Consider the following 11,472-nt stretch of genomic DNA (forward strand, 5'->3'; position numbering starts at 1 on the left):
CCTGTCTGCCCGAGGGTAGGGTTACGGCGGAGACACAGCCTAAAATCGCCGGTTCCCTTCCGGTAGCCCCCATGTCCAAGCGCAAGCTCTTCGTCACCACCGCCCTGCCCTACGCCAACGGCAAGTTCCACATCGGCCACATCATGGAGTACATCCAGGCCGACATCTGGGTGCGGTTCCAGCGAATGCAGGGCCACATGGTCCACTTCGTGGGGGCGGACGACGCGCACGGCGCGCCGATCATGATCGCCGCCGAGAAGGCCGGCGTCAGCCCGCAGGAGTTCGTGGGCGCGATCGCCGCCGGCCGCAAGGAGTACCTCGATGGTTTCCATGTGCGCTTCGACAACTGGCACTCCACCGACAGCGCCGAGAACACCGAGCTGGCCCAGGGCATCTACAAGGCCCTGAAGGCCAACGGCATGATCGCCACGCGCACGATCGAGCAGTTCTACGACCCGGTCAAGGGCATGTTCCTGCCCGACCGCTACATCAAGGGCGAGTGCCCCACCTGCCACGCCAAGGACCAGTACGGCGACAGCTGCGAGGTGTGCTCCAGCGTCTACTCGCCCACCGACCTGATCTCGCCCTACTCCACCCTCACCGGCGCCACCCCGGAGCTGCGCAGCTCCGAGCACTTCTTCTTCCGGCTCTCCGACCCGCAGGTGGTGGACTTCCTGAAGTCGTGGACGCAAGACGGCAAGCTGCAGGCCGAGATGGCCAAGAAGGCCAGCGAGTGGTTCGAGGCCGGCATGGCCGACTGGGACATCTCCCGCGAGGCGCCCTACTTCGGCATCGAGATCCCCGACGCCCCGGGCAAGTACTTCTACGTCTGGCTGGATGCGCCCGTGGGCTACCTCGCCAGCCTGAAGAACCACTTCGACAAGGGCCAGGCCAAAAACCACTGGCACGAGGCCTCCCGCACCGACGCCAGCTTCGACGACTTCGTGGCCGACCCCGCGGTGGAACAGGTCCACTTCATCGGCAAGGACATCGTGTACTTCCACACGCTGTTCTGGCCCGCCATGCTGAAGTTCTCCGGCCGCAAGACGCCCAGCCAGGTGAACGTGCACGGCTTCATCACCGTCAGCGGCGAGAAGATGTCCAAGAGCCGCGGCACCGGCATCGACCCGCTCAAGTACCTCTCCCTCGGCATGAACCCCGAGTGGCTTCGCTACTACATCGCCGCCAAGCTCAATGGCCGCGTGGAAGACGTCGACTTCAACCCCGACGACTTCGTGGCCCGCGTCAACGCCGACCTGGTCGGCAAGTACGTGAACATCGCCTCGCGCGCGGTGAAGTTCATCCCCGAAGGCAAGCTGGTCGCCAACGACGCCGCCAGCCTGAACCCCGCCAAGCTGGTCGATAGCGTGGCCCACCTGTACGAGACCCGCGAGTACGGCAAGGCCCTGCGCGAGATCATGGCCTACGCCGACGAGGTCAACCTGCGCTTCGACGGCGCCGCCCCCTGGAAGCTGGTCAAGGAAGGCAAGGGCGCCGAGGCCGCCGCCATCTGCTCCGAGTGCGTGGAGCACTTCAAGGTGCTGACCGCCTGCCTGAAGCCGGTGCTGCCCGCCCTGGCGGCCCAGGCCGAGGCCTTCCTGCAATGCGCCCCGCTGGACTTCACCAACGCCGCCACCCCGCTGCCCGCCGGCCACCAGGTCGGCGCCTACCAGCACCTGATGCAGCGCGTGGACCCCAAGCTGCTCGACGCCCTGTTCGAGCCGCCGGCCCCCGCGGCCCCCGAAGTCACCGTCCCCGGCGGCGAGGAGCTGGCCCCCACCATCTCCATCGACGACTTCGCCAAGGTCGACCTGCGCATCGCGCAGATCGTCAACTGCGAGCCGGTGGAAGGCTCCACCAAGCTGCTGCGCCTCACGCTGGACGTGGGCGAAGGCAAGACCCGCAACGTCTTCTCCGGCATCGCCTCGGCCTACAAGCCGGAGGACCTCGTGGGCAAGCTGACCGTGATGGTGGCCAACCTCGCCCCGCGCAAGATGAAGTTCGGCATCTCGGAGGGCATGGTGCTGGCCGCCAGCCACGCCGACGAGAAGGCCAACCCCGGCATCTACGTGCTCAATCCCTGGCCCGGCGCGCAGCCCGGCATGCGGGTGCGCTAACGATGCGCCGCCTCATGACCCTGCTCGCGGCCGCCCTGCTGGCGGCCGGCCTCGGCGGCTGCGCGGTGATCGCGGTCGCCGACGCCGCCGTCAGCGTGACCGCCGGCGCCGTGGGCCTGGCGGCTGACGCCGCCATCGGCACCGCGCGCATCGCCGGCAAGGCGGTGGGCGCCGCAGCCGACGCGGTGATCCCCGCCAAGCCCTGAGCCCAGCGCGCCAGCCCCGGCGGGCCGCCGCCCGCCCGGCCGGGGTCCGCCGCGCTTGATCCACAATGGGGGCATGGCCTTTTCCTTCCCCCTGGCCGCCTTCCGGCCACGCATCGCCGCGGCCCTGAAGGACTACGGTGGCAAGACCCTCCAGAACGACCTCGGCGCCGGCCTCACCGTCGCCATCGTCGCCCTGCCCCTGGCCATGGCCTTCGCCATCGCCTCCGGCCTCTCGCCCCAGGCCGGCCTGTGGACCGCGATCATCGCGGGCGCCCTGGTGGCAGTGCTGGGTGGCTCCAACGTGCAGATCGCCGGGCCGGCGGGGGCCTTCATCGTCATCGTCTACGGCATCGTCGAGCGCCACGGCCTGGCCAACCTGCTGATCGCCACCGCCTGCGCCGGCGTGCTGCTGTTCCTCCTGGGCCTGCTGCGACTGGGCAGCCTGGTGCGCTACGTACCGGTGAGCATCGTCGTGGGCTTCACCAACGGCATCGCGGTGCTGATCGCGCTGTCCCAGGTGAAGGACTGGCTGGGCCTGCAGGTGGCCCGGATGCCGGCCGACTTCTTCGCCCAGATCGGCGTCATCGCCAGCCACATCGGCAGCTTCAACCCCTGGGCCTTCGCCCTGGGCACCGCCTGCTTCGCCGGCCTGTGGCTGTGGCCGCGCCTGTGGGGCACGCGGGCCGCCGCCCCGCCCGCGGCGGACCAGCCGCTGGCGCACAGCATCGCGGTGGTGGGCGCGCGCATCCCCGGCCCGATCGTGGCCCTGGTCACGCTGACCGGCCTGGCCTATGCGCTGCACCTGCCGGTGGAGACCATCGGCTCGCGCTTCGGCGGCATCCCGCAGACCCTGCCCGCCTTCGCCCTGCCCGCGTTCTCCTGGGAGGGCGTCAAGCAGCTGGTCTCGCCGATCCTCACCATCGCCCTGCTCGGCGCGATCGAGTCCCTGCTATGCGCGCGGGTGGCCGACCAGGTCAGCGACCTGCCCCGGCACGACCCGAACCAGGAGCTGATGGCCCAGGGCGTGGCCAACCTGGTGGTGCCCTTCTTCGGCGGCATGCCCGCCACGGGCACCATCGCCCGCACCGTGACCAACGTGCGCGCCGGCGCCCGTACGCCGGTGGCCGGCCTGTTCCACGCCGTCGCCCTCGCCGCCGTGGTGCTGCTGGCCGCGCCGCTGGCGCTGCACGTGCCCCTGGCAGTCCTCGCCGGCATCCTGCTCTCGGTGGCGATGAACATGGGCGAGTGGCACGAGTTCGCGCAGCTGCGCCGCCACAGCCGCCATTACCGGGTGGTGATGCTCGGCACCTTCTTCCTGACCGTGGTGTTCGACCTCACCGTGGCCCTGGAGGTGGGGCTGGTGGCGGCCTGCGCCCTCTTCATCCGCAGCATGGGTTCGCAGTTCCGGGTGGAGCCGGCGCCGGCCGAGGGGCGCGCCCTGCGCTTTCGCCTCTATGGCTCGCTGTTCTTCGGCGCGGTGACGCAGATCGACCGCGCGGTGCAGGCGGTCGAGGCCGGCCCGGACTGCGCCGAGGTGACGCTGGACGCCTTGCAGCTGGTGTACGCGGACGTCACCGGCGTCGACGCCCTGCGCCAGTTGCACCGGGTGGTGCTGCAAAAGGGCGGCACCCTGGCGGTGGTGAACCTGCAGGAGCAGCCCGCCGACACGTTCGCGCGCACCGGCTTCGCCGACGAACTGCGCCGGCACGCCCCCTCGCAGGACGTCACGGCCTGACCCCGGGCCCGCCGGGGGCGCGCGCCCCCGCCCGGTAGAATTCGGCGCAGAGAGGAACCCCGCCATGGCCTTGCTGCGCATCTTCCGCCGCCCCGACTACAACTCCGAGATCACCCGCTTCATTTCCGACCTCAAGGCCGCCAAGCCGGACCTGGAGGCCCAGCAGCGCGCCGGCCGCGCCCTGCTCTGGGACAAGCACCCGGACCCGGAACTGCGCAAGGAGTTCAGCGCCGGCCGCGTCGCCCAGAAGCCGTACGTCTACGGCAGCTACGGCGACCGGTAAGCAGCCCCGCCCCGCACGATGAGCGACACCCCCGCCGCCCCCGACACCCTGCCGGCCCCGCCCGCCGACGGCGTGCCGGGCCTGCCCGAGGTAGTGGACCAAGTCGCCATCGCCCGCCTCTACGGCGAGCCCCTGTTCCAGGTCCCCACCGACCTGTACATCCCGCCCGACGCGCTCGAGGTGTTCCTCGAGGCCTTCGAAGGCCCGCTGGACCTGCTGCTGTACCTGATTCGCAAGCAGAACTTCAACATCCTCGACATCCCGATGGCGGGCGTGACCCGCCAGTACCTGCAGTACGTCGACGAGATTCGCAGCCGCAACCTGGAGCTGGCCGCCGAGTACCTGCTGATGGCGGCGATGCTGATCGAGATCAAGTCGCGGATGCTGCTGCCGCCCAAGAAGACGGCGCAGGGCGAGGAGCCCGAGGACCCGCGCGCCGAGCTGGTGCGCCGCCTGCTCGAGTACGAGCAGATGAAGCTGGCCGCCGCCCGCCTGAACGAGCTGCCCCACATGGGCCGCGACGTGCTCAAGGCCCAGGTCTACATCGAGCAGTCGCTGCAGCCTCGCTTCCCGGACGTGAGCATCGGCGACCTGCAGGAGGCCTGGCGCGACATCCTCAAGCGCGCCCGCCTGGTGCAGCACCACAAGATCTCGCGCGAGGAGCTGTCGGTGCGCGAGCACATGTCCATCGTGCTGCGCAAGCTGCAGGGCCGCAAGTTCATCGAGTTCGAGCACCTGTTCGACACCAGCCGCGGCGTGCCGGTGCTGGTGGTCACCTTCATCGCGATGCTGGAGCTGGCCAAGGAATCGCTGGTCGAAGTGACCCAGGCCGAGGCCTTCGCCCCCATCTACGTGCGCCTGGCCTACCAGCCGGCCTGACCTTCCCTTTCCCCTGCTTCCCATGCCCGAGAACCCGTCGCTGGACTTCGACGTCCTCATCGTCGGCAGCGGCCTGGCCGGCCTGTCCGCCGCCCTGCACCTGGCGCCCACGCGCCGCGTCGCCCTGATCACCAAGCGCCAGCTGGCCGACGGCTCCAGCGGCTGGGCCCAGGGCGGCATCGCCGCGGTGATGGACCCGGCGGACACCGTCGAGTCCCATGTGCAGGACACCTTCATCGCCGGCGCCGGCCTGTGCGACCCCGCGGCCACCCGCTTCGTGGTCGAGAACTCGCCGCCCAGCATCGCCTGGCTGCAGTCGCTGGGTGTGCCCTTCACGCTGGAGGGCGACCACCTGCACCTCACGCGCGAAGGCGGCCACAGCGCGCGGCGCATCGTGCATGCCGACGACGCCACCGGCGCCGCGGTGCAGCGCACGCTGATCGAGCGGGTCAAGGCCACGCCGAACATCACGGTGTTCGAGCGGCACATGCTGGTCGACCTGGTCACCACCGGCAAGCTGGGCGTATCGCCCCAGCGCTGCGTAGGCCTGTACGCGCTGGACGAGGCGCGCGACGAGGTCGTCACCCTGCGCGCGCCGCACACCCTGCTGGCCACCGGCGGCGCGGGCAAGGTGTACCTCTACACCACCAACCCCGACACCGCCACCGGCGACGGCATCGCCGCCGCCTGGCGCGCCGGCTGCCGGGTGACGAACATGGAGTTCATCCAGTTCCACCCGACCTGCCTGTACCACCCCCACGTCAAGAACTTCCTGATCTCCGAGGCGGTGCGCGGCGAGGGCGGCCGGCTGCTGCTGCCCGACGGCACCCGCTTCATGCCCGCGCACGATGCGCGCGGCGAGCTGGCCCCGCGCGACATCGTGGCCCGCGCCATCGACTTCGAGATGAAGAAGCAGGGCCTGGACTGCGTGCACCTGGACATCTCGCACCAGCCGCCGGAGTTCGTCCGCGCGCATTTCCCCATGATCCACGCCCGCTGCCTGGAGCTGGGGATCGACATCACCCGCGAGCCGATCCCGGTGGTGCCGGCGGCCCACTACACCTGCGGCGGCGTGCACACCGACCTGGCCGGCCGCACCGACCTCGAGGGCCTCTACGCCATCGGCGAGACCGCCTACACCGGCCTGCACGGCGCCAACCGCCTCGCCAGCAACTCGCTGGTGGAGTGCATGGTCTTCGCCCGCTCGGCGGCGCAGGACATCCTGGCCAAGCCGGCCCCCGCGCTGCCCGCCGTGCCGGCCTGGGACGAGAGCCGCGTGACCGACGCCGACGAGGCCGTGGTCATCTCGCACAACTGGGACGAGCTGCGCCGCTTCATGTGGGACTACGTGGGCATCGTGCGGACCAACAAGCGCCTGGAGCGCGCGGCGCACCGCATCGCGCTGCTGCAGCAGGAGATCCAGGAGTTCTACGGCGCCTTCCACGTCACCAGCGACCTGCTGGAGCTGCGCAACCTGGTGACCGTGGCCGACCTGATCGTGCGCAGCGCGCAGCAACGCCGCGAGAGCCGCGGGCTGCATTACAGCCGCGACTACCCGCAGACGCTGGACGAGGCGAAGCCGACGACGCTGCGGCCCTGACCGCGGGCCGCAGGCAGGGGCCGGTCCGCAGCCCTCAGGCCGCGCCGATGTTGGGCACCAGCGCGCCGGCCGGACGGCCGTCCTTGAGGGCGGCGGTGAAGGCCAGCATCCGGTCGATCGGCAGTCGGGCGCGATCGATCAGCGCCGGGTCGACCTGGATCTCGTTCAGGCCCTTCTCCAGCACCTCGGCCACGCCGGCCAGGCCGTTCATGGCCATCCAGGGGCAGTGCGCGCAGCTCTTGCAGGTGGCGCTGTTGCCGGCGGTGGGCGCCTCGATGAACACCTTGCCGGGGTTCAGCGTGCGCAGCTTGTGCATCATGCCGTTGTCGGTGGCCACGATGAACTCGCGCGCGTCCAGCTCGCGCGCCGCCTTCAGGATGGCGGAGGTCGAGCCCACGGCGTCGGCCAGGGCCACCACCTCGGCGGGCGACTCCGGGTGCACCAGCACCTTGGCGCCCGGGTGCTCCTTGATCAGGGCCTCCAGCTCGAAGGACTTGAACTCGTCGTGCACGATGCACGAGCCGTTCCAGAACACCATGTCGGCGCCGGTCTCGCGCTGGATGTAGCCGCCCAGGTGGCGGTCGGGGGCCCACAGGATCTTGTGGCCCTTGGCATGCAGCTCGCGCACGATGTCCAGCGCGCAGCTGGAGGTGACGAGCCAGTCGGCGCGCGCCTTGACCGCGGCGCTCGTATTGGCATAAACCACCACGGTGCGGTCCGGGTGCGCATCGCAGAAGGCGCTGAACTCGTCGATCGGGCAGCCCAGGTCCAGCGAGCAGGTGGCGTCCAGGTCGGGCATCAGGACCCGCTTCTCGGGCGAGAGGATCTTGGCCGTCTCCCCCATGAAGCGCACGCCCGAGACCACCAGGGTCTGGGCCGGATGGTTGCGGCCGAAGCGGGCCATCTCCAGCGAGTCGCTGACCAGGCCGCCGGTTTCCTCGGCCAGGTCCTGCAGGTCGGGGTGCACGTAGTAGTGCGAGACCATCACCGCATTGCGCTCCTTCAGCAGGCGGCGGATGCGGTCCTTGAGAGCGGCGCGCTCGGCCTGCGAAGGCTCGGGCGGCACGCGGGCCCAGGCGTGCTTGGTGCTGCAGGCGTCACCCTGCGGCTGCTCGTACTCGACATCGACGATCGGGATCACGGCGCTCATGAAAATTCCTCTACCCCGGATTGTCGCCGCTGGGACGCCTGCCCCCGCGCACTGCGCCAGAATGCCCGCATGAACAGCGCATTCCCCACCTCGTACGCCGAGGACGAGCCTGCCCGCGAGGCGGTCGACGCCCTGCCGGGCACCACGGTCCTGGAGTTCGGCGCGGACTGGTGCGGCTGGTGCCAGGGCGCCCAGCCCCACATCGCGCAGGCCCTCGCGGGACAACCGGGTCTTCGCCACATGAAGGTGGCCGATGGAAAGGGCAAGCCCCTGGGCCGGTCCTTCCGCGTGAAGCTGTGGCCCACGCTGGTCTTCCTGAAGGACGGCCGGGAGGTCGCCCGGGTGGTGAGGCCCGCCGGGCCGCAGCCCCTGCGCGAGGCGCTCGCGCAGGTCACGGGCTGATCCGGGCGCGGGGGCTCAATGCTCGGGCCGGGCCTCTCGGCCCATGAGGGCCGCCAGGCCCTGGGCCGGCGTGAGCTGGCCATCGAGCAGGGCCACCACGGCGCTGGCGATCGGCATGTCCACCCCCAGCTGCGCGGCGCGCTGCACCACGGTGCGGGCGCAGTACACGCCCTCGGCCACATGCCCGAGCGACTCCACTGCCTGCGCCAGGGTCTTGCCCTCGGCCAGCAGCAGGCCCACCTTGCGGTTGCGACTGAGGTCACCGGTGGCGGTGAGCACCAGGTCGCCCAGGCCGGACAGGCCCATGAAGGTCTCGGCGCGCGCGCCCAGCGCCAGGCCCAGGCGGGTGATCTCAGCCAGGCCACGGGTGATCAGCGCGGCGCGGGCATTCAGCCCCAGGCCCAGGCCGTCGCACAGGCCGGTGGCGATGGCCAGCACGTTCTTCACCGCGCCGCCGACCTCGACGCCGGGCAGGTCGTCGTTGGCGTAGACACGCAGGCTGGGGTTGTGGAAGCCGGCCACCAGCGCGTCGCGCACGGCGGCGTGGCGGCTGGCCGCCACCAGGGCGGTGGGCTGCCCGCGCGCCACTTCCTGGGCGAAGCTGGGACCGCTCAGGGCGCCCCCCAGCAGGCGGGGCGCGACCTCGGCCTGGATCTCGTGGCCGAGGCGGCCGGTGCCGGCCTCGAAGCCCTTGCACAGCCAGGCCACCGGCACGCCGGCGTCCTTCAGCTGCGACAGCATGCCGCGCAGGCCGGCCATGGGCGTGGCCACGATGGCCAGGTCATGCCGGCGCGCCAGCGCGGGCACGTCGGCCTCGTCGCTCACCGCCAGGCGCGGCGGCAGGGCCGCGCCGGGCAGGTAGCGGCGGTTCTCGCCGTCGGCGCGCAGGGCCGCGGCCTGCGCGGGATCGCGCAGCCACAGGGTGAGGTCGTGGTGGGCGGCGGCGTTGACCGCCAGGGCCGTGCCCCAGGCGCCGGCGCCGAGGACCAGGATCTTCATCGCGGGGCGGCCCGGACGCCGATCAGGCCTGGGTGATGATGCCGGAGCCTTGCTGGGCGGCCTGCTGCTGCTCGTACATGGCCTGGAAGTTGATCTCGGCCAGGTGCACCGGCGGGAAGCCGGCGCGGGTGATCAGGTCGGCGACGCTGGCGCGCAGGTAGGGGTAGACGATCTGCGGGCAGGCGATGCCCATGATCGCGCCCATCTGGGATTCGTCGATGTTGCGGATCTCGAAGATGCCGGCCTGCTTGCACTCGGCCAGGAACACGGTGCGGTCCTTGATCTTCGTGGTGACGGTGGCGGTGACGGCCACTTCGAACATGCCCTCGGCGGCCTGGCCGGCTTCCACGCCCAGCTGGATGTCGACGGTGGGCTGCTCCTGCTCCAGCAGGATCGCGGGCGAGTTCGGCTGCTCGAGCGAGGCCTCCTTCAGGTAGACGCGCTGGATCTGGAACACGGGTTCTTGGTTGTCGGCCATGGATTGCTTTCTTTTATGTAGAAACAGCCCGCCCGGCGAGCCGGACGGGCTGTGAACGGGGTTTGCAGCGGGCGATTATGTCAGGCGCCCTGCAGCAGAGGGACGAGGCCCCCGCGGCCGTCCAGGGCGATCAGGTCGTCGCAGCCGCCGACATGGGTGTCGCCGATGAAGATCTGCGGCACGGTGCGGCGGCCGGTGATCTGCATCATGTGGTCCCGCTGGGCGGGGTCGGTGTCGATGCGGACCTCCTCGATCTGCTCGACGCCCTTGGACTTGAGGACCTGCTTGGCGCGGATGCAGTAGGGGCACACGGCCGTCGTGTACATCTTCACGGCTTGCATGGCGTCCCCCTCAGGCCTTCTCGACGGGCAGGTTGGCCTCGCGCCAGGCACGCAGGCCGCCGGCCAGCACCTGGGCCTTCTCGTAGCCCAGGCCGCGGGCGATGCCCGCCGCGCCCTTGGCGCGCGTGCCGGTGCCGCACACCAGCACCAGGGGGACGGTCTTGTTCTTGGCGACTTCGGGCAGGCGGGCCTGCAGCTGCGACAGCGGCACGTTGCGCGCGCCGGCCACGTGGCCGGCGGCGAATTCCTGGGGCTCGCACACGTCCACCACGACCGCCTTCTCGCGGTTGATCAGTTGGACTGCGGCGTTGGGGTCCAGGCCGCCGGCGCCGCCGCGGGTGATGACGGGCCACAGCAGCATGCCGCCGGAGAGGAGCGCCACCGAAATCAGCGCCCAGTTGTCGATCAGGAACTTCACGAAATCTTCCCTGCAAAGGTTGGTCAGCCCGCGATTTTAAAATCTCGGCTCTTTCCCTCCATTGAACAGGCGCTTGCCCATGTACAAACTCGTGCTGATTCGCCACGGCGAATCGACCTGGAACCTCGAAAACCGCTTCACCGGCTGGACCGACGTGGACCTCACGCCCACCGGCGTCGAGCAGGCCAAGTCCGCCGGCCGCCTGCTGCGCGCCGAGGGCTACGACTTCGACCTGTGCTACACGAGCGTCCTCAAGCGCGCCACCCGCACCCTGTGGCACACCCTGGACGAACTCGATCGCACCTGGCTGCCGGTGGTCCACTCCTGGCGCCTGAACGAGCGCCACTACGGCGCCCTGCAGGGCCTGAACAAGGCCGACATGGCCAAGCAGTACGGCGACGACCAGGTGCTGGTCTGGCGCCGCAGCTACGACACCCCGCCGCCGGCCCTGGAGCCGACCGACCCGCGCTGTGAGCGCGGCGACGTGCGCTACGCCGGCCTGGCGGCCCACGAGGTGCCGCTGACCGAGTGCCTGAAGGACACCGTGGCCCGCGTCCTGCCGTTCTGGAACGAGCACATGGCGCCTGCCATCAAGTCCGGCAAGCGCATCGTGGTGGCCGCCCACGGCAACTCGATCCGCGCCCTGGTCAAGTACCTGGACGGCATCTCCGACTCGGACATCGTCGGCCTGAACATCCCCAACGGCATCCCCCTGGTCTACGAGCTGGACGCGTCCCTCAAGCCGATCCGCCACTACTACCTGGGCGACGCCGAGGCCGCCGCCAGGGCCGCCGCGGCCGTGGCCAGCCAGGGCAAGGCCTAAGCCGAATCCCTAAGGAGGCACTGCCTACATCCCTAGGCGGA

Annotated in this window: 13 protein-coding genes; 8 read left to right on the plus strand and 5 right to left on the minus strand. The window is 70.5% G+C overall.

From position 1 onward, the window contains the following. The first annotated feature begins 71 nt into the window (after positions 1 to 71). The 6 genes from metG to nadB all read left to right on the plus strand — a co-directional run bounded on the left by metG (position 72) and on the right by nadB (position 6,820). The gene (gene metG / locus ACT80S_RS08675; protein ID WP_377415148.1) at positions 72 to 2,117 is read left to right on the plus strand and encodes a methionine--tRNA ligase; all 2,046 of its coding nucleotides are present in this window, start codon (positions 72 to 74) and stop codon (positions 2,115 to 2,117) included. Positions 2,118 to 2,131: 14 nt separating this feature from the next. After that, positions 2,132 to 2,323 carry a hypothetical protein gene (locus ACT80S_RS08680; protein WP_377415150.1) on the plus strand — a complete coding sequence of 64 codons (192 nt, stop codon included), beginning with the start codon at positions 2,132 to 2,134 and terminating at the stop codon, positions 2,321 to 2,323. 73 nt (positions 2,324 to 2,396) lie between these two features. Then, the gene (locus ACT80S_RS08685; protein WP_377415152.1) at positions 2,397 to 4,058 is read left to right on the plus strand and encodes a SulP family inorganic anion transporter; all 1,662 of its coding nucleotides are present in this window, start codon (positions 2,397 to 2,399) and stop codon (positions 4,056 to 4,058) included. 73 nt (positions 4,059 to 4,131) lie between these two features. Beyond that, positions 4,132 to 4,341: a DUF3460 family protein gene (locus ACT80S_RS08690; protein ID WP_377415253.1), complete on the plus strand. Its 210-nt coding sequence runs from the start codon at positions 4,132 to 4,134 to the stop codon at positions 4,339 to 4,341. Between the two features lie 18 nt (positions 4,342 to 4,359). Beyond that, complete coding sequence (locus ACT80S_RS08695; RefSeq protein WP_377415155.1) at positions 4,360 to 5,220, plus strand: segregation and condensation protein A; 861 nt, start codon at positions 4,360 to 4,362, stop codon at positions 5,218 to 5,220. A gap of 22 nt (positions 5,221 to 5,242) precedes the next feature. Then, positions 5,243 to 6,820: an L-aspartate oxidase gene (nadB, locus tag ACT80S_RS08700; protein ID WP_377415158.1), complete on the plus strand. Its 1,578-nt coding sequence runs from the start codon at positions 5,243 to 5,245 to the stop codon at positions 6,818 to 6,820. 34 nt (positions 6,821 to 6,854) lie between these two features. On the opposite strand, the gene nadA is transcribed toward nadB, so the two are convergent. Then, on the minus strand, positions 6,855 to 7,970 hold the full coding sequence (nadA, locus tag ACT80S_RS08705) for a quinolinate synthase NadA (protein ID WP_377415161.1): 1,116 nt from the start codon (positions 7,968 to 7,970) through the stop codon (positions 6,855 to 6,857). A gap of 69 nt (positions 7,971 to 8,039) precedes the next feature. On the opposite strand from nadA, the gene ACT80S_RS08710 reads away from it, so the two are divergent. Continuing rightward, a complete protein-coding gene (locus tag ACT80S_RS08710; RefSeq protein ID WP_377415164.1) occupies positions 8,040 to 8,372 on the plus strand; it encodes a thioredoxin family protein in 333 nt (110 codons plus the stop codon). A 15-nt stretch (positions 8,373 to 8,387) separates the two neighbouring features. Here the strand turns inward: ACT80S_RS08710 and ACT80S_RS08715 are convergent, their stop codons facing one another. From ACT80S_RS08715 to ACT80S_RS08730, 4 genes are all read right to left on the minus strand, one after another. After that, positions 8,388 to 9,371, minus strand: coding sequence for an NAD(P)H-dependent glycerol-3-phosphate dehydrogenase (locus tag ACT80S_RS08715; RefSeq protein WP_377415166.1), 984 nt, complete (start codon positions 9,369 to 9,371; stop codon positions 8,388 to 8,390). A 22-nt stretch (positions 9,372 to 9,393) separates the two neighbouring features. Next, complete coding sequence (secB, locus tag ACT80S_RS08720; protein ID WP_377415168.1) at positions 9,394 to 9,849, minus strand: protein-export chaperone SecB; 456 nt, start codon at positions 9,847 to 9,849, stop codon at positions 9,394 to 9,396. An 80-nt stretch (positions 9,850 to 9,929) separates the two neighbouring features. After that, complete coding sequence (grxC, locus tag ACT80S_RS08725) at positions 9,930 to 10,190, minus strand: glutaredoxin 3 (RefSeq protein WP_377415170.1); 261 nt, start codon at positions 10,188 to 10,190, stop codon at positions 9,930 to 9,932. 10 nt (positions 10,191 to 10,200) lie between these two features. Continuing rightward, complete coding sequence (locus ACT80S_RS08730) at positions 10,201 to 10,608, minus strand: rhodanese-like domain-containing protein (RefSeq protein ID WP_377415172.1); 408 nt, start codon at positions 10,606 to 10,608, stop codon at positions 10,201 to 10,203. 79 nt (positions 10,609 to 10,687) lie between these two features. Between ACT80S_RS08730 and gpmA the strand changes: the two genes are divergently transcribed. Beyond that, the gene (gene gpmA / locus ACT80S_RS08735) at positions 10,688 to 11,431 is read left to right on the plus strand and encodes a 2,3-diphosphoglycerate-dependent phosphoglycerate mutase (RefSeq protein ID WP_377415174.1); all 744 of its coding nucleotides are present in this window, start codon (positions 10,688 to 10,690) and stop codon (positions 11,429 to 11,431) included. Positions 11,432 to 11,472: the final 41 nt, after the last annotated feature.

The organism is Ramlibacter sp. MAHUQ-53, from assembly GCF_052600055.1.

Excerpts from the sequence above, each read along its gene's own strand:
- ACT80S_RS08695 (WP_377415155.1), top strand. The coding sequence starts at position 4,360 with ATGAGCGACACCCCCGCCGCCCCCGACACCCTGCCGGCCCCGCCCGCC.
- grxC (WP_377415170.1), bottom strand. The coding sequence starts at position 10,190 with ATGCAAGCCGTGAAGATGTACACGACGGCCGTGTGCCCCTACTGCATC.
- secB (WP_377415168.1), bottom strand. The coding sequence starts at position 9,849 with ATGGCCGACAACCAAGAACCCGTGTTCCAGATCCAGCGCGTCTACCTG.
- nadA (WP_377415161.1), bottom strand. The coding sequence starts at position 7,970 with ATGAGCGCCGTGATCCCGATCGTCGATGTCGAGTACGAGCAGCCGCAG.
- ACT80S_RS08715 (WP_377415166.1), bottom strand. The coding sequence starts at position 9,371 with ATGAAGATCCTGGTCCTCGGCGCCGGCGCCTGGGGCACGGCCCTGGCG.
- metG (WP_377415148.1), top strand. The coding sequence starts at position 72 with ATGTCCAAGCGCAAGCTCTTCGTCACCACCGCCCTGCCCTACGCCAAC.
- ACT80S_RS08710 (WP_377415164.1), top strand. The coding sequence starts at position 8,040 with ATGAACAGCGCATTCCCCACCTCGTACGCCGAGGACGAGCCTGCCCGC.
- nadB (WP_377415158.1), top strand. The coding sequence starts at position 5,243 with ATGCCCGAGAACCCGTCGCTGGACTTCGACGTCCTCATCGTCGGCAGC.
- ACT80S_RS08685 (WP_377415152.1), top strand. The coding sequence starts at position 2,397 with ATGGCCTTTTCCTTCCCCCTGGCCGCCTTCCGGCCACGCATCGCCGCG.
- gpmA (WP_377415174.1), top strand. The coding sequence starts at position 10,688 with ATGTACAAACTCGTGCTGATTCGCCACGGCGAATCGACCTGGAACCTC.
- ACT80S_RS08680 (WP_377415150.1), top strand. The coding sequence starts at position 2,132 with ATGACCCTGCTCGCGGCCGCCCTGCTGGCGGCCGGCCTCGGCGGCTGC.